Below are 23,590 nucleotides of genomic sequence, written 5' to 3'. Positions count from 1 at the left end.
GTACAATGACCTATTTATTGAAATGATTAAGAAAGAATACAATACCATAAATGACTTTTTAGATGATGATTCATTTAAAAATTGGGTGCTTCAAAACAACGGAACTGATGTAGGTTTTTGGGATTTTTGGATTGCAAACAATAAAGATAAAGAAGAATTAGTAAGTACTGCTAAAGACCTGGTTTTAGGCATTGCTTTTAATCAACAAACTGTTGATAAAGAAAAAATTAGTTTAGAATGGCAAAAACTAGAAGCTAAAATTAAAGCTAAAAACCCAGTAGCTAAGAAAAAAGTTAAATATCTTAAAACTTTTAGTGTAGCAGCTTCTATACTTCTACTAATTTCTATAGGTATTTATTTTTCTTTTATTAACACCAAAATGACCCATAAAACCAGTTATGGAGAAATTTTAAATATAAAATTACTAGATGGTAGCCGTGTTACCTTAAATTCTAATTCTAGTTTATCCTACTATAAAAACGAAAGCAGAAAAGTTTGGTTGTCTGGTGAAGCCTTTTTTCAGGTGGATAAAAAAATAGCTACAAATGCAAAATTTTGGGTAATAACAAACGATTTATCTGTAGAAGTTTACGGTACTTCTTTTAATGTGAATACAAAAAAAGAAAAAACGGATGTATTCTTAGAAGAAGGAAATATTTGGTTAAAACTAAATAATGGTGCAGATAAAAAGATGTTACCTGGTAATTATATTTCGTACTCAGCAGAAAAAAATAAAATCTTAGAAGACATAAATACTCTTGATCCTACCATAAAAACTTCTTGGAAAAATGGTTCCTTACTGTTTGAAAACCTATCTTTGGAAAAAGCGATGGAAAAAATAGAAGAATCTTACGGTTATTCTATAATTTTTAAAGATGATGAAAGTAAAAATATATTAATAACAGGAGCTGTACCTATTACGAATATTGACATTTGTTTAAAAGCCATCGAAAAATCTGTTAATGTAATTATTGTCAAAAAAGATAATAATTTAATTATCAGTAAGAAGTAGGTATAACTTTAAATCAGTAAATGATTCAAAAATCTGTATATATAAAACTGATATTACTTGTTTTTGCAACTTTTACGTATCAAACACTAGTTGCTCAAAGCATAAAAAAAGAGCGGATTCCTTTAGCTACTTTACTAGATCAAATTAGTAATGAGCATAAAATATTCTTTACCTACAATGCAAACTTACTAGACAATAAATACATCCAAAAAGAAGGTTTTGTAAACTTATCTATAAATGAATCCATTTCATTATTAGAAAAACTTACTCCTTTTCTATTTGATGATTTAGGGAATAATTATTATGTTATTTACCTAAGGGATATCACTTCTAAAAAGAGGTTTATTCATAAAGCAAGAGTAAATCTTTCTAAAACTACCAACAGTGCTTATAAAGAAAATAAATCTATTGTTAGAGGAATCGTTTTAAGTTCTGACAATACACCGCTTAGTGGCGCAACACTGCAAGAATTAGAATCTTTAAAAGGTACAACAACAAAAAGAGATGGTACTTTTGAGTTTGAAATTAAAGATAAAAACAATATTACCATTAGCTTTATTGGCCACAACTCTAAAACCTTACAGCTAAATACAAACACATTTAATACCATCGTTTTATTATCTGGTCAGCAATTAGATGAAGTACAACTTATAGGTTCTAGAAATAAAAATAGAGTTGCCAATGATACTCCCGTTGCTATCGATTTTATTGATATCGAAGAAACAGCAACAAAAAGTAGTCAAGTAGAAATTAATCAGTTTTTACAATACGCTATTCCTTCTTTTAACGCTACAAAACAATCTGGTGCTGATGGTGCAGATCATATAGATCCTGCAACAATTAGAGGTCTAGGACCAGATCAAACCTTGGTTTTAATCAACGGAAAAAGAAGACATCAAGCATCTTTAATCAATTTATATGGAACAAGAGGAAGAGGAAATTCTGGTACCGATTTAAATGCAATTCCTATTTCAGCCATAAAAAGAATAGAATTATTACGAGACGGTGCATCTGCCCAATATGGCTCTGATGCTATTGCGGGAGTTTTAAATATTGTTTTAAAAGATACAGATAATGAACTAAATGTAAATTCTACTTTAGGTTTTCATAATGCAAATAGCAATCGTTTTTTACCTACTAAAACAGATGGTTTTACATCTAAATTAGCTTTAAATTACGGAACTAAAATTAGCGAAGGTGGTTTTATAAACTTCACCGTAGAAGCACTATCTGTAGACAACACCTTAAGACCGGGTACATTTGCAAGAGAAAAATTTGGGCAAGCTGCTGTAAAAAACGCAAGTCTTTTTCTAAATTCTGAAATTCCTATTTATAAAAACACTAAATTATATATAAATGGTGGACTTAATTATAAGAATACAGAAGCATACGCTTTTACCAGAAGACCAGACAGTGAAAGAAACGTATTAGAAATTTATCAGAACGGATTTAACCCTTTAATTACCTCTAATATTCTTGATAATTCTTTATCATTTGGATTGATTACCTATTTTAAAGACTGGAACGTTGATGTAAATAACACTTTTGGAAGAAATAATTTTCATTATTTTATAAAAAACACTTTAAATGCAACACTTTTAGAAAACTCACCTACAGAATTTGATGCTGGTGGTCATCAATTAATACAAAATACTACAAGCATTGATTTTTCTAAATATTTTGATACCACTACTTATGGGTTTAATATTGCCTTAGGCTTAGAATATCGTTTAGATAAATATAAAATTTTTGCAGGAGAAGAAGCGTCCTACGCTAGTTATGATATTAATGGTAATTTAATAACAAACCTAACTCCTATTGAAGATTACAAAACATACAATGGCATTATGAGACCTGGAGGCTCTCAAGGTTTTCCTGGTTATGCCCCAGAAAATGAAGTAGATAGAAACAGGTCTAACTTTAGTATTTATGCCGATACAGAAATAGATTTTTCTAAAAACCTTATGTTAGGTGCTGCCTTACGTTATGAATATTACAGTGATTTTGGAAGTACCTTAAATTACAAATTAGCTTCTAGATATAAAATAAATAAGAAATTTAATCTTCGTAGTTCTTATAGCACAGGTTTTAGAGCCCCATCTTTAGCACAAATCTATTATAATTTAACATTTACTAATTTTATTGGTAATAAACCAACAGAATCATTATTAGTGGCAAATAATAGTCCAATTGCAAGAAGATTTAACATTGATAATCTAAAAGAAGAAAAAGCTAAGAATTTTAGTTTTGGCTTTACCTCTAAACTCAGTTCAAATTTAAAAGCTTCTGTAGATACTTACTTTGTTCACATTAAAGATCGAATAATTTTAAGTGGAAACTTTGATGCAACAACACTTGGTTTTGATGTAAATAATGTACAATTTTTTGCAAATGGTGTAGATACCAAAACAACGGGGGTAGATTTGGTTTTAAACTGGAAAAAAAGTTTTGAAAACAACATATTTTCTGTTGATTTATCTGGTAACATTAACCACATGAGTATTACTAATATAAAAAATAAAGAACTAGATAAAGAAACTTTTTTCGGTAAAAGAGATCAACAATTTCTATTAGCATCGGCACCAAAAAGCAAATTTAACTTGGGATTAAATTACGAGTACAAAAAATTAAAAATATCTTTAAACCTAACAAGGTTTAGTGAAGTAAAATTAATAGATTGGCAAATAGGCCAAGACTTATCTAATTTTAATAATTCTGAATTAGAAAGGTTAGAAGCTGCTACAGACATTTATCAACCAAAAATAACAACAGACTTACATTTTAGTTATCAATTAAATAAAACAGTTAACCTACAATTAGGTGCAGATAACTTGTTTAACATCTACCCCACCAACCAAAATAACCATACAGATAGTGGTGGTTTATGGGACGCTACACAAATGGGAACGAATGGCTCATTTTACTACACTAAACTAAATATTAAGCTCTAAAATGTATCATACTATTTTTATTTTAGCACTTTCTTTAAAAAAAACTCATTTTTAAAGAGTATACTTTTTTGTTTTCTTCCTTATATAATAAATGAGCTCTTAATAACCACTTAAAATGTAAGAGACTCAACTAACAAATTTATGAACCAATAATTATATTTATGAAACAAAAGTATTTATTAAAATTTTGCACAATTACTTTTTTGTTTATGTTTCCTTTAGGATTCATGGCACAAACAATTAAAGGTAAAGTAACGGATTCATCTGGTGAAGGTTTACCTTATATGAACATTATTCAAAAAGGAAACAGATCTAACGGTATTGTTTCTAATGACAATGGTTTATTCTCTATAACTGTAAAAAGTTTACCAGTAACATTAACAGTATCTTCTATGGGTTTTGAAACAAAATCTGTAAAAGTTAATGACCAATCTTTTTTAACAATTGTTGTTAATGAAGACAATGCTTTAGACGAAGTGGTAGTAACAGGTTCTAGAACACCTTCTAGATCTAATACCAAAAGTCCTTTACCTATAGATGTAGTATCTGCTAAAGATTTAACATCTACTGGGCAAACAAGTTTTGATAAAGCATTACAATACAAAATACCTTCATTTAACACGGTACAAACTCCAGTAAATGATGCAACTTCTTTATTAGACCCGTATGAAATTAGAAATATGGGACCAAGTAGAACATTAATATTAATTAATGGTAAACGTAAAAACTTAAGTGCTTTATTATACACTCAAGATTCTCCTGGACGTGGTGAAACAGGTGCAGATATTTCTGCCATTCCAACAGACGCAATTAAATCTATTGAAATTTTAAGAGACGGAGCTTCTGCTCAATATGGTTCTGATGCAATTGCGGGAGTTATGAATATTATTTTAAAAGATGCATCAGACGGAGGTTCTGCTACATTAAGAACAGGTTTAACTTCTGAAGGTGATGGAGAAATGTTTGGTGTTTCTGTTAATAACGGTTTTTCAATTGGTGATGACAAAGGTTTTATAAACTATACTGTCGATTTCTCTAAAACAAGTTTAGCAAACAGACCAGGTACGGTTAGTGCATTAGGAGAAGCTAATGAGTTTGGTGCTAATTTAGGTGATGTACAAGAATTTTTATCTAGAAACCCAGATGCTAATAACATTAACGGTTCTCCAGAAACTGCAGCTGCTAAATTTTTAATTAATGGTGGATATGATTTAAGCGAAACTTCAAAATTATATTTTAATGCTGCTTATGTATTTAAAAAAGTAAATTCTTTTGCAAACTACAGAACTCCATATTGGAAATCAGTAGTTACAGAACCTTATTTAGCTGATTTATTTCCTGGTGATCACCCTACAAATGCGGGTGGTTTTGATGGATATGTACCTACTTTTGAAGGTATCTTAAATGATTATAATGCAACATTAGGTCTAAAAAAAGTTATTAATGATTGGAATATAGATTCTAGTATCACTTTTGGTGGTAACTCTCAAAATTATAATGTAAACAATTCTCATAATAGTTCTTATACACTTACAGACCCTATTTGGACGGATACGAACAACAACACACTAGTTGATGATGGAGAAGTTACCTATAACAACAACAAGTATAGAGAAAACAGTACTACTAGTTTTAACCCTGGTGGAACTTCTTTTAACCATATTGTAGGAAACTTAGATCTTTCTAAAATATTATCTGATAAAGTGGCAATTGCATTTGGAGCAGAATTTAGAACAGAAAACTTCGAAATTATTGAAGGAGACGTTGCTTCTTATGAAGGTGGAGGTTCAGATTCTTTTGCAGGAAATGACCTTATAAACTCCGGAAACTTTAATAGATATAACGTTGGTGGATATTTTGATTTAGCTTGGGATATTTCTGAAGACTTTTTGATCAATGGTACTGTTAGGGGAGAAAATTATTCAGATTTCGGAAACACTTTTGTTTGGAAAGCTAGTTCTCGTTATAAATTTGCAGATGATAAATATACTATTAGAGCATCTGTTTCTACAGGATTTAGAGCACCAACTTTACACCAAATTTATACAGAAAAATTACAATATTCTTTTGCTGAAGATGGTGGAATTGAAATAAACGGAATTGTTAATAATGTATCTCCAAAAGCAAGAGCATTAGGTATACCTAGTTTAAAACCAGAAGAGTCTACAAACTTTACGATTGGTTTTGGTGCTAGACCATCAAGAAACTTTAGCTTTACTTTAGATTACTATAAAATTGATGTTGATGATAGAATTATTTTTACAAATCCAATTGCTGGAAACCAATTCTTTATTAACGGATTAAACACTACAACTTCTGGTATTGATTTTGTTTCTAACTTTAAAGGTATAGAAATAGGTGATGGTAAATTAGCTTTTAACTTATCTGGTAACTATACTATAGAAAATGACAGAACAAATGATATCCCTACTATTGTAGGTGAAGACGGAAATAGTTATGCTGTTTTAGATAGATCTACAGAAGCATTAATGTTTACATCTAGACCAAAAACAAAATGGATTTTAGGTGCAAACTATGATATTAATAAATTCGGTTTCTCTTTAAACAACACATACTTTGGTAAAACTACTTTTAAACAAAAGTTTATGAGTAATGATTTAAGAACAGAGTTTACGCCAAAAATAGTTACAGATTTAGGTATTAACTTTAATGCAACTGAAAAAATAACAATTGCTTTAAATATTAATAACTTATTTAACATTCTTCCAGAATGGGCGTTTAAAGCAGAAAATGCAGCAGGACAAGCTATTATTGATGATACATCAATTACTAGTACTGGTTTAACAGCGCTAGAAAATAATTCTAATGCAATTACTTTTAACAATCGTTATGCTACAACAACTTATGATGGTTCTCACTTTAGTCAATTAGGAACTATGTTTAACCTATCATTTAATTATCAATTTTAAACTTAAGAGTTCTTTTAAGTTGATTATTTAAAAACAGAAACCCCAAGTTTTTAAGCTTGGGGGTTTTTAATATTAATAGATTATATTTTTAATGTTATTGATAGCATTATTTTTTATTAAAATAATAATACACACAAAAAATCCCGAAGTAAATTCGGGATTTTTTATATCTAATTTAAAAATATAGATTATTATTTCTAAAAGTTTAGCATCTATTCATTATGCATAAAACGTTGTTTCTCTAACAGCTCTTCTTCTGTTTCTACAACGTCATCATCTGGTACACAACAATCTACAGGACATACTGCAGCACATTGTGGCTCATCATGAAAACCTTTACATTCTGTACACTTATCTGGAACGATGTAATAAATTTCATCAGAAACAGGTTCTTGATCTTCATCGGCGTTTACAGACTTACCACTTGGTAAAACCGCTTTTCCTTTTAAATCTGTTCCATCAGAATATTTCCAATCGTCAGCTCCTTCGTAAATTGCAGTGTTAGGACATTCTGGTTCACATGCCCCACAATTTATACATTCATCTGTTATTATAATTGCCATAATTTTCTGTTCTGTTTTTGTACCTTTGCAGTTGCAAAAATAAAGCCAATATTATAGACAACCAAAATAAATGAATAGTATTCAAAACAGAATTACTGCATTCGTAAAATTAGGCGACTTTTTACGACAGTTTTCTATCGATAATATAAAAAAAATCGATAGTATTGAACATAATGAAATATTTTTTGATGGTTTTCTACATCAAATAAAATTAGCTCATGAAAATAACTCTTGGTTTACAAAAGAAAACATACGTCTTACTTTTGAATCTTGGAGTAAAGCGCTAACAGAAAGCAATTTAACACACTTTTCTAAAGATGTTAAATTAAACAACAATCCATCTAAAAAAGTTGCCATTATTATGGCGGGTAACGTTCCTTTGGTTGGATTTCACGATTTCTTATCCGTATTAATTTCGGGACATGAGGTATTGGTAAAACAATCTTCTAACGATAAACATTTATTACCATTTTTAGCCAAGTATTTAGAGTATGTTGACTCCTATTTTAAGGGTAAAATTACTTTTACAGAAGAAAAACTGACAGATTTTGATGCTGTAATTGCTACAGGAAGTGATAATACGGCGCGTTATTTTGAATATTACTTTAAAAACAAACCAAATATTATCAGAAAAAGCAGAAATTCTGTTGCTGTAATCACCGGAAAAGAAACAGAAGAAGATTTTATTAAATTATCTGATGATGTTTTTCACTATTTCGGCTTAGGTTGTAGATCTGTTTCTAAACTATACGTTCCTAAAGGTTATAATTTTGATGCTTTCTTTACCGGAATGTACGCCAAGAAACACATGATTGATAATGCCAAATACGCTAATAATTACGATTATAACAAAGCTGTATATTTAATGAGCTTGTTTGATTTGTTAGAAAACGGATTTCTAATGATTAAGGAAGATGAAAGCTACGCCTCCCCTATTGCAACCGTATTTTACGAATATTATGATAACGAAATAGATTTAAAAATAAAATTACATCAAGATAGAGAAAAGATTCAGTGTATTGTTGCAAAAGACTTTATAGAAAATGAAGTAGCTTTTGGGCAAACACAACACCCTCAGTTAACAGATTACGCAGATGGAGTTAATACATTAGAATTTTTATCAACGATATAATCCTTGCAGAGGAATTTTAAAATTAACCGCGAAGACGCTAAGTTTTTCGCAAAGTTTGCAAAGTGTTACAACTTTGAATCTAAAACATTAAATAATTGAACTTAAGAGTATGAAAAAACATAATTTTAGTGCTGGTCCTTGTATTTTACCACAAGAAGTGTTGCAAAAAGCATCAGAAGCAATCTTAAATTTTAACGATGATAATTTATCATTAATAGAAATTTCTCACAGAAGTAAACCTTTTGTAGAAGTAATAGAAAAAGCGCGTTCTTTAGCTTTAGAGTTATTAGGATTAGAAAATAAAGGATATCAAGCGTTGTTTTTACAAGGTGGTGCAAGCTTAGAGTTTTTAATGGTTGCATATAATTTATTAAATAAAAAAGCAGCATATTTAAATACAGGAACTTGGGCAGATAAAGCTCAAAAAGAAGCAAAAGCTTTTGGTGAGGTTGTAGAAGTTGGTTCTTCTAAAGACAAAGGATATAATTATATACCTAAGGGATATACGATTCCTGAAGATGCAGATTATTTTCACTGTACAAGTAACAATACCGTTGCTGGTACACAAATGAAAAACTTTCCGGAAACCGATGTTTCTTTGGTTTGTGATATGAGTTCAGATATTTTTTCTCGTCAATTAGATTTTGAAAAATTCGACTTAATTTATGCTGGTGCTCAAAAAAACATGGGACCTGCAGGAGCAACTTTAGTGATTATTAAAGAAGATATTTTAGGTAAAGTAGAAAGACACATCCCTTCTATGTTAAACTATCAAATTCATATAGATAAAGACAGTATGTTTAATACACCTTCTGTATTTGCTGTGTATGTATCTATGTTAACATTACAATGGTTAAAAGATTTAGGTGGCGTTAAATTTATTGAGGAAGTAAACAATAAAAAAGCAGCACTTTTATATAATGAAATCGACAGAAACCCTTTATTTAAAGGAGTTGTTGCAAAGGAAGATAGAAGTACAATGAATGCAACTTTTGTTTTAACTGATGAATCTTTAACTGAGAAGTTTAATAAAATGTGGGCAGATGCAGGTATTAGCGGTATAAACGGACACAGAAGTGTTGGTGGTTATAGAGCTAGTATGTACAACGCTTTACCTTTATATAGTGTACAAGCTTTGGTTGATGTAATGCAAGCTCTAGAAAAAAAGGCTTAAAGTTTTAAATTTAATATTCAAAATTTTGAGTATTAATAAACTTTGAACTATAAATTTTAAATTTTGAACATATTTAAGAATGAAGATATTAGCAAACGATGGAATTTCTGAAGGCGGAATTAACGCTTTAGAAAAAGCAGGTTTTGAAGTACTAAACATAAAAGTAGCTCAAAACCAGTTAGAAAATTATATCAATGAAAACAGTATTGATGCAATTTTAGTAAGAAGTGCTACACAAGTAAGACAAGAGTTAATAGAAGCTTGCCCTAGTTTAAAGTTAATAGGACGTGGTGGTGTTGGTTTAGATAATATTGATGTAGATTACGCAGAAGACAATGGTTTACAAGTAATTAATACCCCTGCAGCTTCCTCTGAATCTGTAGCCGAATTAGTTTTTGCACACCTTTTTGGTATGGTACGTTTTTTACATTCTTCTAATAGAGAAATGCCTTTAGAAGGAGATTCTCGTTTTAAAGAATTAAAAAAAGCGTATTCTGAAGGAATTGAATTAAGAGGAAAAACCATTGGTATTATTGGTTTTGGACGCATTGGACAAGAAGTTGCAAAAATTGCTATTGGTATTGGTATGAATGTTTTGGCTACCGACGATAAGGTAACCAGCGCACCTATTACATTAGAGTTTTTTAACGGTCAAAAAACTACTTTTGTTATTGATACTGTAGATAAAGAAGAACTTTTAAAAGAGTCTGATTTTATTACATTACACATACCAGAACAAGAAGGTTACGTTATCTCTGCATTAGAAATTGAAAAAATGAAAGATGGAGTTGGTATTATAAATACGGCAAGAGGAGGAATTTTACACGAAGTAGATTTAGTAAAAGCAATTGAAAGTGGTAAAGTACAATTTGCTGGGTTAGATGTTTTTGAAACAGAACCATCACCTGCAGTTCAATTATTAATGAATCCAGAAATTTCTTTAACTCCACATATTGGTGCAGCAACCAAAGAAGCACAAGATAGAATTGGTGTAGAATTGGCACATCAAATTATAGCTTTATTGAAAAATTAATTTTATGAATTAAAAACTTCTCGATACAATTTTTTCCTCAAAAAAAAACCACTCCAAGTAACAGTTGGCAACATATCAATTCGAGTGATTTTTGAGGAACTAAAAAATTGTATCGAGAACAATTTTAAAAAAAAGATTCAATACATGATTAAAGAAAACCTATCAGCAATAAAAAAATCAATTCCAGAAACGGTAACCTTAGTTGCTGTTTCTAAAACCAAACCAATAGAAGACCTACAAGAAGCTTATGCTGCTGGTCAACGCATTTTTGGGGAGAATAAAATTCAGGAAATGGTTGATAAATATGATGCTTTACCAAAAGACATACAATGGCACATGATTGGTCATTTGCAAAGTAACAAGGTAAAATACATGGCACATTTTGTAAATTTAATTCATGGAGTAGATAAAATTTCAACATTAAAAGAAATAAACAAACAAGCAAAAAAACATAACAGAGTTATTGATTGTTTGTTGCAAGTAAAAATAGCCAAAGAAGAAACCAAATTTGGACTTTCTTTTGATGAAATTGAAGAAATTTTATCATCAGAAGAATTCTCTACATTAGAAAATATAAAAATTATTGGTTTTATGGGAATGGCTACATTTACAGACAATCAACAACAATTACAAGAAGAATTTTCATCACTAAAATCCTTTTTCGATATCAAAAAAACACAAATTAGCGCTATAAACTGTAACTTAAAAACATTGTCTATGGGAATGAGCGGAGATTACCTGCTAGCTATAAAAAATGGCAGTACTATGGTAAGAGTTGGTAGCTCTATATTTGGTCATAGAAATTATAATGCGTAATTTTATCGTTAAAGAAGAAGACTTTGTACGCAATTTTAGATATAGAAACTACAGGAGGTAAATTTAATGAAGAAGGCATCACAGAAATTGCCATTTATAAATTTGATGGTCACACTACAGTAGACCAATTTATTAGCCTCGTAAACCCAGAAAAACCGATTCAAGAATTTGTAGTAAAACTGACAGGAATCAATAATAAAATGCTTAAAAACGCACCCAAATTTTATGAGGTTGCAAAGCGGATTATAGAAATTACTTCAGATTGTATTCTGGTTGCACATAACACTACTTTCGATTATAGGATTCTAAGTACAGAATTTGATCGATTAGGTTATGACTTTAATAGAAATACATTGTGTACGGTAGAATTAAGTCAGAAATTAATTTTAGACCAACCCTCTTACAGTTTAGGTAAACTAATACGTTCTTTAGGAATACCAATGACAGATAGACATAGAGCGTCTGGAGACGCATTGGCAACAGTGCAATTATTTAAATTACTTTTAGAAAAAGACACCAACAAAACCATTATACAAAGTTCTATAAAATATTTTGATAGAAGAAATCAGAAACAAAAACTAAGAACTTTAATAGAGGAAATACCTACAATACAAGGTGTTTTTTATGTGCACGACAAAGAAGGAAAAGTAATTTATTTAGGTAAAGGAAAAAACATTAAAGCAGAAGTAAATAATCTCTTTTTAAAAGAAACAAGAAGAGCTATTAAGATTCAAGAAAGAGCGCAAACAATTTCTTTTGATAAAACAGGTAATGAATTATTTACACGACTAAAACACTCTATTGAACTAGAAACATTATTACCCAAGTTTAACTTTAAAAAGAAGCAAAAAACAACTACTCAAGACTTTAATAATGATGATTTCATTATTATAGAAAAAGGTAGAGAAGTAGAAGAAAATGCCATCATTTTAATAGAAAACAATGAGGTATTCGGCTATGGCTATACAAGTCTAAACTATCAAGAAAATAAACTAGATATTTTAAAAGCAGTTTTAACCCCTATAGAAAACAAAATACAGGCTAAAACGATTGTTAAGAATTACATCAATAAATTCAAAATACAGAAGATTATACGCTTGTAGATGAAAAAAATTACCCTACTCCTACTATTTACATTCCTATCAAGTATATTAATTGCACAAAAAAGTAAATCAACTAAATTGGGGCAAACCACTTTAGACGAATTAAAAATGACGGTTTACGATAAAGATTCTACAGCAACTGCCGTGGTTTTATATGAACATGCAAATAGATATCCCGATAGAGAAAATGATGAAATACCAAGAACAGATTACTACTTTAGAATTAAAATTTTAAACAAGTCTTCTTTTAATTTAGCAGACATTACTGTTAACTTATATAAAAAACAAAAAATAGAAGATATTAGTGCCATTACTTATAATATTACAGAAAAAGGCACGATGAACACCACTTATCTTTCTGACAAAGATATTTTTACCACTAAAGAACGAGATACTTGGACGGTTAAAAAGTTTACATTACCTAATATAAAAGAAGGTACCGTTATAGAATACAAATACAGCGTTTTATCACCGTACTTAGGTATTAATGATTGGTATTTTCAGTCTGATATACCAAAAATAAAAAGTGAATTTGATGCATCCATTTTAGGGAACTACAAATATAACATAAGAATTATTGGCTATTTAAAATTAGATAAAGACGAACCATCTATAGACAAAAAGTGTGTTATTATTGATGGTATTGGAGAAGGCAATTGTGCTCATTTTACTTATGGCATGAATAATATTCCTGCTTTTAAGGAAGAGGATTATATGCTAAGTAAAAAAAATTATATTTCAAGAATTTCTTTCGATTTAAAATCTAACACGGGGTATAACGGAGTTACCACCGACTTAACCACAACTTGGAAAAAAGCAGATAAAGCGCTGCAATCTCAATTTTTTAACAATCAAACTTCCAAAAAAAGTTTTTTTAAAAAATATATTTCTGAAGAAATTTTAACAACAGAAAACACCTTAGAAAGAGCTAAAAAAGTGTTCCGCTTTATTTCGAATCATTTTACATGGAATGATAATTATTGGACCAATGAAGACGCCAAAGTAAAAAATGCATTTCAAGAAAAAACGGGTGATGTTGGCGAAATAAATATTTCTTTATACAATAGTTTAAAAGCAGCAAACATAGATGCTAATTTGGTAGTTTTATCTACCAGAAATAATGGTGTACCCACAAAACTATTTCCTGTTATTTACGATTATAATTATGTAATTGTACAAGCAATTATTGATGGAAAATACTATTATTTAGACGCTACAGAAAAATATATTCCATTTGGTGAGGTTCCTGTTAGAACGCTAAATGGCGAGGCAAGAGTTATTAATTATAAAGATAAAAGCTTTTGGGTAACACTAAAACCTAAAAATCAATCCTCTATAAATATTTCAGCTAAACTTACTTTAGATGAAGAAGGTGCATTTTTAGGGTATTTAAGAATAAGAAGAGACGGCTATTTTGCTTCTAAACAAAGAAAAAAGATTTCTTTAAAAAGCGAAGAAAATTACTTAGAAGATTTTGAAGCAAAAAATGAAAACATAGAAGTAGAAGATTATAAAGTTAAAAACTTAGATGCTTTAGATAAAAATTTAGAAGAAAACTTTACCATACGATTAGAAATGAATGAAAGTTTAGGAAACAAAATAAGAATTAATCCTTTTCTTTTTGATCGATTAAAACAAAATCCATTTAAATTAAAAGAAAGAAATTATCCTGTAGATTTTGGTTATTCTAGAAGAAACAATTATTATTTAACTTTAGAAATTCCAGAAAACTATACCATTATAAAGTTACCAGAAAACAAAGCTATTTCACTCCCTAATAATGGAGGTAACTTTATACTTAAAACAATACAAAAAGGAAATACCATTAGTCTTTTGGTTAGACTAAATATCTCTAAAAAAGATTATTCTGTACAAGAATATTATGCATTAAAAGAATTTTATAAACAGATTATTATTTTAGAGAGCGGTTACATTATCTTAGAAAAGAAATAATTTCTGTTATTTTTAAGGGATAAACCTCAATACCAGCTTAATAAAGTAAACTTATAATTAAGGTGAGTGTTTTTAATTTATTAAATGATAATAATCCCGTACTTATCAATTTAATTCAATATTTTAGCCACAGATACAATTTATGGATTTAGAACAATTAATTTTACAATTTCAAAATAAGGACGTAAAGGCCTATGAAAAATTATACAATATGTATTGTGATAGTATTTCTGGAATTGTAAATAATATTGTTAAGAATGATGATATTGCACAAGAAATTACGCAAGATGTCTTTATAAAAGCTTGGAACAAAGCAGATACTTATTCTTCTAAAAAAGGCCGTTTTTTTACATGGATACTTAACATAGCAAGAAATGCTGCTATTGATTATACACGTTCTAAAAATTTTAAACAGTCTAAACAAAACCATAACGCAGATTTTTTCGTAGATATATTAGAAACAAGTGAAAGCTTAGATACTGCAACTGATACAATTGGCTTAAAAGAGTTTGTTACCAAACTAGGAGACAAGTGTAAAGCGGTAATTGAATTATTATATTTTAAAGGTTTTACACAAAAAGAAGCCTCAGAAGAATTAGAAATGCCAATTGGCACCATAAAAACAAGAAACAGAAACTGTATAGGCGAATTACGTACTATGCTTGGAGTTTAATTAATGAATATAAAAGAATACATATCATCTGGAATTTTAGAACTGTATGTTGCAGGCTCGCTTTCTGAAAAGGAAAATGAGGATGTGCATGCAAAAATTAAAGAATACCCAGAAGTATTGGCAGAAGTCTTATCTATAGAAAAAGCAATTACACAATTAACTGCAGCCGCTAAAAAAGATACTCCTTATTCTTTTTCTGACATTAAAAATAAATTAAAAATAGAAGAAACTAAAGTAATCTCTATTTCTAAACCAAAAGTAAACTGGATGCAATATGCTGGTTGGGCAGCTTCTGTATTAATAGGTAGTTTACTTGTTTGGACAGTTACTCAAAATAAAGAACTTAAAAATCAGGTTGCTACAGAAAAACAGCAATTAGAACAACAAATAGAAAAAGCATCTAACAGTTTAGCAGAAGCAGAAAAACTAATCACTGTTTTTAGAGATAAAGATATTATTTCTGTACCTCTTGCAGGTCAAAAGGTTTCTCCAAATTCGTATGCTAAGGTTTATTGGGATAAAAAAACAAAAAGTATTTACTTAGATGCTAAAGGTTTACCAACACCTCCAAAAGGAAAAGTTTACCAAGTTTGGTCTTTAAAATTAAGCCCTTTAACCCCAACAAGTTTAGGTACAATAGATACTTTTACAGCAGATACAAACAAGATATTTACCATAGACAATGCTAATGAATCTGAAGCATTTGGTATAACTTTAGAACCTGCAGGTGGTAGTAAATCTCCTAATTTAGAACAACTATACACTTTAGGAGCTGTAGCTTCTTAATTAAATAAAACATATATTATTATAAACACCTCACTTTTTGTGAGGTGTTTCTTTTTATAAATAGATGTTTTCATTTATGAATATTCTCATCCAAAAAAACTAACTTTGCTGTCTACTTTAGTACAATACACTAATTCTAAACTTAACTCTCTTTATTAAAACGCTCAAAACGTATTAATATTTTCAGTTATAAGTACAGAATAAATGAAAAACGAATGTTTAGACATCAAGGTAAAAGCAGAACTTTAAAGCATAATTTAAGAATTGCAACTATACTTTCTTTTGTTGCAGGAATTGTAAACGTTACAGGTTATTTGGCTTTTAAACAATTAACCACAAATGTAACCGGCCATTTTGCCCTCTTTATTAATGATGTAGCTCATTTTAATTTTTGGAAAGGCACCGTCTATTTTCTGTATATTTTCTCATTTCTATTGGGGTCTTTTTTATCGAGTTATTTAATAGAAAAATATAAAGAAAGTAAAAAACTAAATGTCTTTGTACTACCTACAATTATAGAATGTCTTGTTTTAATATCAATAGGCCTTTTAAGTGATTTTATAAAAATGGAATCTATCAATTTATTAGTTTGTCTACTTCTTTTTGCAATGGGATTACAAAACTCTTTTGTTACTAAAATATCGAACGCAGTGGTAAGAACAACCCATTTAACAGGTTTATTTACAGATTTAGGTATCGATTTATCTTTATTATGTTTCCCTAAATTAGACGCAAAAAGGAAAAAATTAAAAGCAAATATAAAACTTCGTTTATATATTATTTTATTCTTTTTTGCAGGCGGTTTAACTGGTGGTTTTTTCTATTCTAAATTAGACTTAAAACTAAACACTTTAATCTTTGCTGCTTTACTTTTATTAGTAAGCTTATTCTTTGATGATTTTAGATATCAAATAATAAAAGCCAGAAGAAAATACAATCAAAAGAAAGCTAATCAAAAAGAAACATTTAACACATTAAAATATCTTTTCACTTAATATCTGCCAAGTATGTCTTGCAATCTTCATCCGTTTTAAACCGATTGGCAAACTCTAGAAGATTTTAACCTTTAAAGATAATAATTTAAATACCTAACTATATAAAGGTACTCTTGTGTACTGGTATTCCCTTTTACAATTGCAAAAGTTTGCTTACTAAAAGGATCTTTTATTTCTTTTCTTACTTTATAAATAATGTCATTAACGTCCTACTAAACAGTTTCTATGTTTTTTTTGGGGGGATTTTTCAAACTTTTATTTACACAGAAAAAAAAGTCTTATTAAAATATTTATTTTTTTATTCATTCGTAAGTTTTATTCTTAATTTAAAATGCCCGAAACACTTTTTTAATTACTAACAATACTATTAACAACAACTCCTTTTAGTTTTACTACCAGCTTTTATCGTTTCTTAAAAATTACACTAATAATAACGTGTAACAATTTCTAAATCAATTTCACTTAACAAGTAGCCTATCTTCCATCTAAATTTTTATCAGAAGAAGCATTAATAAGTCACTCATCATAAAGTCTATTTTTAGCTGTTGTTTTTAAGCTTACAAAAAGATTAAACAAATAGCTACTAAAAGCTTTAATGGTTTCGTCTATTTATAGATTGTATTTTAATACTACCTCTACCTCTAAAAATACACTAGAATAACATATGTTCTAAATAGCAATATAGAGGTCAGTAGTTAGTTACATATAATTTTGTGCTGCTCTACTTTATCCTTTTGAACCATTTTTGTTATTAAGTTATTGAATATTGTTGCTTTACTTTGTGATCGATTAATTCTAAAACAAAATTCATTAAAATATCTATTTAGATTATAGTCACTTACCCAAGAATACGTTGTTCTTATCCAAGATTTCACTTGATGAATCATTGTATGAAGTGCTTTAAAATTCATACCTCCATTACTTTCTATTTGAGTAATATTATAAGCTTTCACAATAGGTCTGTAACCTCTCCATTTGTCGGTTATCACTTTAGCTTCTCGACTGATATGATTCACAAAAATATATTGCAAAGAACTAGCTGAAAAATCTTCGATTCTCATGGCATACATTCTTTTAACTTTTCCATCTTCAGTTAGTTCAACAGCAGTTATAGCTTTCTTTTTCTTAGCATTATAACTTCTTCCTACTTTATCTTTTTCTCGTCCACCCAAAACAAATTCATCCACATGAACAATACCGGTCATAGGACTATTTCCACTACTTTCCATAGCTTCTCTAATTTTGAGCATAAATAAACGTGCAGTCTTTTCTGTTACACTAAAACGAACTGCAACATAACTAGCAGAAAGGCTTTTAGTACTCGTACTCATTTCAAAAACAATAAAGAAAGCTTTTCTAACACCAAACTTTACTTTATGAAAAAGTGTGTTTGATGTAGATGATTCTTGATGAGAGCAAATATTACATGTCCGTGAAAAATCTTTTCTTATTTGAGCCTTTTTATGACCACATTTAACACATTGAAATCCATCTTTCCACTTAATATCTGCCAAGTATTTCTTGCAATCTTCATCCGTTTTAAACCGATCAGCAAACTCTAGAAGGTTTTGTCCTTTAAATATATTCATAATATTACTGTATTTGTTGTTTTTAAAGATATGAATTTAAATACTGACCTCTATAGCAATAATATTGGTTTTACAATAACTTATTTAAATAAGAATAGACCTTTAACTCTTCTAATTGGTATATATAATGCTCCGTTCTGAAATAGTGGTATACTAAAATATTTGTAAAATGAAAATAATACAAAACAAAAAAGCTGAACAATATATTATTGTTCAGCTATAATTACAAAGATTAATTATTTATTTTAAAAAATTAAAAGTTCATTAAAATACTTTTAATCCGTTTTCGCACTTTCCTCTTCTTACCTTTAGATAACTCAAAAGGAAGGGTTATTATTAAGAATATTAACTTAAAAGGAAGTGTTATTTTTTTCATACAATATTATTTTTTTATTGATTTTTTTTGATAATATTTACTAAATACCATAAATAAAATACCACATAACAACCAAGATGGTAGTGTTACAAAAGATAAGAAAACATCAAATTTTATAGAAATAAAATAGAATAACCCAAAACTAATAGCCCAAGCATAAAGAACTGCTTTGTTAACTTGTAACCCAGCAACTTCTGCATAGTTTTTTGTGATACCCCATTTTTCATGGAAAAAGTGCTCAAAGGCTATAATGGCACCAAACGGAGCTAAAATAAATCCATATAATGCTACAAAACCTAATAATTTCATTGCAAATGCGGGAAACAATCCTGCAATAGTTGCAATTACACCTGCTAAAATAGTAACTTTTGCAGTAGAAAGTTTAGGTAAAATTGCTTGAAAAGCTAATCCTGCTCTATAAATTGTTGGGTTTGCGGTAGTCCAACCTGCCAATACTACAGCAATAATACCTAAAACTCCAATAGCATTATAAGCCATAGGTCCAGGAGCCACAGGAGGCGCTTGTCCGTTATTTAAAAATGATAATGCTTCAGGAGATTTTACATATACTGCATAAAGTAATGCTGCAGCTATCCATGCCATATAATGACCAACATACATACCTGCTGCAGTTGCCCAACCAGCTTTAGCTTCTTTTGCAAATCTAAATACAGATAAATCAGACATACCAACATGCATTGCTCCATTTGCAAACCAAGACCAAATAACTACATGCCAAAATGTAAATTTAGTTTGCCCTGGAAATGGCTCTGCTCCTTCTCCCCAAATATTCCAAAAATCAGAAAAACTACTCACTCCTAATTGGCTCAAAGCAACAACACCACAAGCAACAAAAGCAATTACTATAATAGGAGACATCCAATTGGCTGCTTTTGTAACCGTATCATAACCTCTTGCAGCAATTATAGAAATAACTGCACCAATTATAATTACTATCACTACCCATGTCATTCCATTTGGTAATGTATCGTCTAGTTTTGGCATGGGCATGTCAAAAGGAATACCTACTGCTGTTGCCGATACTGTTATCATAGACCCAGCTAAAAAACAAAATAAGATTCCGTTTGCCAGATTATAACCAGTTACTAATTTTTTACCACATATTTTTTCTAATTGATAATATAACGTTAGTCTATTTTTTACTGCAATTTCAGCTGTTAAATACCTCCAACTTAATACTGCTAAAATATTTCCAAATAACAAGCCAACAATTAAATCGAAAGCACTAACACCGGCCGTTAAAAATAATGGCCCAATCATAAACTCTGTACCTGCAGCGTGTTCTCCAGCATACATTCCTATAAAACTTTTCCAATTTTTTAGTTTAGACTTTGGTACGGGAGTTCTTTCAAATTCCCCGCCAACCTCTTCTGTTAAAATGTCTTCTTCTTGGTGATATTGTGTCATACTTATAGTTCTAATTGTTTTTAAGATGAAGAAGTATGCTATATACTTCTACGAATAATTTTATTGTTTTGACGAAAATATACTGTAGGCTTTAAAATCCTATCCTGTACTATGTTGGTTATAGTAAATAAGTTAATTTTCAATAGACAAAAGCTTATTTTATCAAAAATATAGGCTTCAAATTCTAATTTACAAAAAAAAAATAATAGAAATAATAGAATATATTATTGAAAACCAGACTCTTTTCAGGTTACAACAGGACAGCTAAACTATAAGAATAGTGTAACTTTAACTATGATTTGAAAATAATCAAAACGAAGATGAAAAAAATAAAAGTAGGTTTATTTATACCCTGTTATGTAAATCAATTATACCCTCAGGTTGCTATTGCAACTTTAGAGTTATTAGAAAAATTAAATGTAGATGTTTATTATCCTCAAGGACAAACTTGTTGCGGACAACCGTTAGGAAACTCTGGATATGAAGAAGATTCTAAAGGAGCCTGCAGTCTTTTTGTAGAAAACTTTAAAGAATATGATTATATCGTTGGTCCTTCTGGTAGTTGTATATATCATGTAAAACATCACTTTGATATTTTAGAACAAACTCCCGAAGTAATTAGAGTTAGAAATAATGCTTATGAACTTTGTGAATTTCTAGTAAAAATACTCGATGTAAAAGATTTAGGCGCTTCCTTTCCACACAAAGTTGGTTTACACAAAAGTTGCCATGGTTTACGAGGTTTAAAACTAGGCTCTTGTTCTGAAATGATGGGACCTCATTTTTCTACAGAAGAAGATTTATTAAATAAGGTTAAAGGACTAAAATTAATGTCTTTAAGCAGAAAAGATGAATGTTGTGGTTTTGGAGGAACATTTTCTGTTTTTGAAGAAGCAATATCTGTAAAAATGGGAAAAGATAGAGTTCAAGATCATTTAGATAGTGATGTAGAAGTAATAACCGGAGCAGATCATTCTTGTTTAATGCATCTAGAAGGCTTAATCAACAGAAACAAACAACCTTTAAAGGTTATGCATATTGCAGAAATATTAAATAGTAGTTTATAAGTATGAAGCATTCAGAAAAAGCAGAAATATTTAATAAAGATGAAGCTAAAGTAAACTGGCATGATAAGGCACTTTGGTATGTTAGAGAAAAAAGAGACAACTCTGCACATAAAGTAAAAGGTTGGGAGTATTTAAGAGAATTAGGTTCTGGCATTAAAGCTAATGTTTTATCTAATTTAGATGAATATTTAATTCAGTTTGAATCGAACGCTAAAAAAAATGGTATCCATGTTCATTGGGCTTCAAATGCAGAAGAACATAATGAAATTGTAAACAGTATTCTTGTTAAACATAATGCTAAAAAAGTAGTAAAAAGTAAATCGATGCTTACAGAAGAATGCCATTTAAATCCTTATTTGGAAAAAAAAGGCATTGAAGTTATAGATACCGATTTAGGAGAACGTATTGTACAATTAGCAAAAGAACCGCCAAGTCATATTGTGCTTCCAGCAATTCATAAAACAAAAGAAGAAGTAGATGTATTGTTTCAAGAACATTTAGGAACAAAACCAAGTCAAGGAAACCCAGAATATTTAGTAAGTGAAGCACGTAAACACCTTAGAAATAAGTTCTTAAAAGCAGATGTTGCTATTACGGGAGTTAATTTTGCCGTTGCAGATACTGGAGGAGTTGTTGTTTGTACAAATGAAGGAAACGCAGATATGGGTGTTCATTTAGCAAAAGCACATATTGCTTGTATGGGAATAGAAAAAATTATTCCGCAAGAAAAACACTTAGGTGTTTTCTTAAGATTACTTGCAAGAAGTGCTACAGGACAGCCAATAACTACCTATTCTTCTCATTTTAATAAAGCAGAAGAAGGAAAAGAAATGCACATTATTATTGTAGATAATGGTAGAACAGAACAATTAAGTAGAGAAGATTTTAGAGCTTCTTTACATTGTATACGTTGTGGTGCCTGTATGAATACCTGCCCTATTTACAGAAGAAGTGGTGGGCATAGTTATGATTATACGATACCGGGACCAATTGGTTCTATTTTATCTCCAGGAAAGGATTTAAAAAAATACAGTTCATTGCCATTTGCATCTACATTATGCGGCTCTTGTTCTAACGTTTGTCCGGTAAAAATTAATATTCACGAACAACTTTATAAGTGGAGACAAGTAATTGTTAAAGAAGAAAAACAACCAATTATAAAGAAAGCTATTTTAAAAACTGCTGGTGTTGTATTGTCTAAACCTGGCTTGTACGATTTTGCAGGTAAATCTGCTAGATTTGCTTTAAAAAACTTCCCAAAGTTTATGATTTATAATAAACTAAATGCTTGGGGTAAAGCAAGGGATTTACCAGAGGTAAAGAACGATAATTTTGATGAATGGTTTAAAAAAAGAAATAAAGATGGGTAGAGAAGCTATTTTAGAATCGATAAAGAAAAACAAACCAGAACTACTTACAGTTCCTGAAATTAAAAAAGAAATTTTTGCAGAAGATATAAATGTAAAAGAAGTTTTTAAAGACAATATTGTTTTAGTTGGTGGTAGAATAAAAGAAATTAATATAGAAACTATTGATGCTGAAATAAAAGAATCCTACGCAAATGCTAAACGTATTGTTTCTACATCTTCTAAAACTACATTAGGTACAGTTTCTGTAACTAAAAATACAGATCCTCATACTTTAGAAGATATTGATCTTGCTATTGTAGAAGGAGAATTAGGTGTTTCTGAAAATGGTGCTATTTGGGTTACAGCAGATACTAGCATTGTTAGAGCTTTACCTTTTATAACTAACGACCTAGTTATAATACTTGATAAAGAAAAAATTTGTTTACACATGTTAGAAGCATACGACAAAATAAGTAATAGAGATCGTAACTTTGGGGTTTTTATTTCTGGCCCATCAAAAACCGCAGACATAGAGCAATGTTTGGTTGTTGGTGCTCATGGAGCTATGAGTTTAACTGTCTTTTTAGTTTAAAAAAAATCTTATTTTTATAAAATAAAAAACTCAACTAAATATAGTTGAGTTTTTTGTTTTGTATGTAT

The 23,590-nt window shown here is 29.6% G+C and carries 18 protein-coding genes; 15 read left to right on the top strand and 3 right to left on the bottom strand.

Features of this window, described 5'->3' with window-relative positions; all coding sequences use genetic code 11:
• Positions 1–22: 22 nt before the first annotated feature.
• From GQR92_RS01140 to GQR92_RS01130, 3 genes are all read left to right on the top strand, one after another.
• Positions 23–1,012, top strand: a complete 990-nt coding sequence (locus GQR92_RS01140; RefSeq protein WP_158837399.1) for a FecR family protein — start codon at positions 23–25, stop codon at positions 1,010–1,012.
• Between the two features lie 20 nt (positions 1,013–1,032).
• Positions 1,033–3,963: a TonB-dependent receptor gene (locus GQR92_RS01135; protein WP_158837398.1), complete on the top strand. Its 2,931-nt coding sequence runs from the start codon at positions 1,033–1,035 to the stop codon at positions 3,961–3,963.
• Positions 3,964–4,124: 161 nt separating this feature from the next.
• Positions 4,125–6,893, top strand: coding sequence for a TonB-dependent receptor (locus GQR92_RS01130; protein WP_158837397.1), 2,769 nt, complete (start codon positions 4,125–4,127; stop codon positions 6,891–6,893).
• Positions 6,894–7,105: 212 nt separating this feature from the next.
• On the opposite strand, the gene GQR92_RS01125 is transcribed toward GQR92_RS01130, so the two are convergent.
• The gene (locus GQR92_RS01125) at positions 7,106–7,456 is read right to left on the bottom strand and encodes a 4Fe-4S dicluster domain-containing protein (protein ID WP_158837396.1); all 351 of its coding nucleotides are present in this window, start codon (positions 7,454–7,456) and stop codon (positions 7,106–7,108) included.
• A gap of 70 nt (positions 7,457–7,526) precedes the next feature.
• On the opposite strand from GQR92_RS01125, the gene GQR92_RS01120 reads away from it, so the two are divergent.
• The 9 genes from GQR92_RS01120 (at position 7,527) to GQR92_RS01080 (ending at position 17,121) form a co-directional block, all read left to right on the top strand.
• Positions 7,527–8,588 carry an acyl-CoA reductase gene (locus GQR92_RS01120; RefSeq protein WP_158837395.1) on the top strand — a complete coding sequence of 354 codons (1,062 nt, stop codon included), beginning with the start codon at positions 7,527–7,529 and terminating at the stop codon, positions 8,586–8,588.
• A gap of 109 nt (positions 8,589–8,697) precedes the next feature.
• Positions 8,698–9,762, top strand: coding sequence for a 3-phosphoserine/phosphohydroxythreonine transaminase (gene serC / locus GQR92_RS01115; protein ID WP_158837394.1), 1,065 nt, complete (start codon positions 8,698–8,700; stop codon positions 9,760–9,762).
• 79 nt (positions 9,763–9,841) lie between these two features.
• Complete coding sequence (locus GQR92_RS01110) at positions 9,842–10,795, top strand: D-2-hydroxyacid dehydrogenase (protein WP_158837393.1); 954 nt, start codon at positions 9,842–9,844, stop codon at positions 10,793–10,795.
• Positions 10,796–10,939: 144 nt separating this feature from the next.
• Positions 10,940–11,611: a YggS family pyridoxal phosphate-dependent enzyme gene (locus tag GQR92_RS01105; protein WP_158837392.1), complete on the top strand. Its 672-nt coding sequence runs from the start codon at positions 10,940–10,942 to the stop codon at positions 11,609–11,611.
• 23 nt (positions 11,612–11,634) lie between these two features.
• Positions 11,635–12,714, top strand: coding sequence for an exonuclease domain-containing protein (locus tag GQR92_RS01100; protein WP_158837391.1), 1,080 nt, complete (start codon positions 11,635–11,637; stop codon positions 12,712–12,714).
• Positions 12,715–14,667 (top strand): transglutaminase domain-containing protein, encoded by a 1,953-nt coding sequence (locus GQR92_RS01095; protein ID WP_158837390.1) that lies wholly within the window; start codon positions 12,715–12,717, stop codon positions 14,665–14,667. It begins immediately after the preceding gene.
• A gap of 142 nt (positions 14,668–14,809) precedes the next feature.
• A complete protein-coding gene (locus GQR92_RS01090) occupies positions 14,810–15,340 on the top strand; it encodes an RNA polymerase sigma factor (protein WP_158837389.1) in 531 nt (176 codons plus the stop codon).
• A 3-nt stretch (positions 15,341–15,343) separates the two neighbouring features.
• A complete protein-coding gene (locus GQR92_RS01085) occupies positions 15,344–16,126 on the top strand; it encodes an anti-sigma factor (protein WP_158837388.1) in 783 nt (260 codons plus the stop codon).
• A gap of 215 nt (positions 16,127–16,341) precedes the next feature.
• Positions 16,342–17,121, top strand: coding sequence for a YoaK family protein (locus GQR92_RS01080; protein ID WP_158837387.1), 780 nt, complete (start codon positions 16,342–16,344; stop codon positions 17,119–17,121).
• Between the two features lie 695 nt (positions 17,122–17,816).
• Here GQR92_RS01080 and GQR92_RS01070 read toward each other — a convergent pair.
• Together GQR92_RS01070 and GQR92_RS01065 are read right to left on the bottom strand one after the other, a co-directional pair.
• Positions 17,817–18,710: an IS1595 family transposase gene (locus GQR92_RS01070; protein ID WP_158837386.1), complete on the bottom strand. Its 894-nt coding sequence runs from the start codon at positions 18,708–18,710 to the stop codon at positions 17,817–17,819.
• 382 nt (positions 18,711–19,092) lie between these two features.
• A complete protein-coding gene (locus tag GQR92_RS01065) occupies positions 19,093–20,514 on the bottom strand; it encodes a purine-cytosine permease family protein (protein WP_158837385.1) in 1,422 nt (473 codons plus the stop codon).
• Between the two features lie 329 nt (positions 20,515–20,843).
• Here GQR92_RS01065 and GQR92_RS01060 point away from each other — a divergent pair, with 329 nt between their 5' ends.
• The 3 genes from GQR92_RS01060 to GQR92_RS01050 are packed head-to-tail and all read left to right on the top strand — an operon-like array spanning position 20,844 to position 23,522.
• Positions 20,844–21,581, top strand: coding sequence for a (Fe-S)-binding protein (locus GQR92_RS01060; protein WP_199269203.1), 738 nt, complete (start codon positions 20,844–20,846; stop codon positions 21,579–21,581).
• Positions 21,582–21,583: 2 nt separating this feature from the next.
• Positions 21,584–22,951: a LutB/LldF family L-lactate oxidation iron-sulfur protein gene (locus GQR92_RS01055; protein ID WP_158837383.1), complete on the top strand. Its 1,368-nt coding sequence runs from the start codon at positions 21,584–21,586 to the stop codon at positions 22,949–22,951.
• Positions 22,917–23,522 (top strand): LutC/YkgG family protein, encoded by a 606-nt coding sequence (locus GQR92_RS01050; protein WP_158837382.1) that lies wholly within the window; start codon positions 22,917–22,919, stop codon positions 23,520–23,522. The genes GQR92_RS01055 and GQR92_RS01050 overlap by 35 nt, the downstream gene beginning before the upstream one ends.
• Positions 23,523–23,590: the final 68 nt, after the last annotated feature.

Source organism: Polaribacter sp. L3A8, assembly GCF_009796785.1.
Taxonomy (GTDB): domain Bacteria; phylum Bacteroidota; class Bacteroidia; order Flavobacteriales; family Flavobacteriaceae; genus Polaribacter.
The sequence above is the reverse complement of the archived record's forward strand: the minus strand, read 5'-3'. Positions and strand labels throughout refer to the sequence as shown.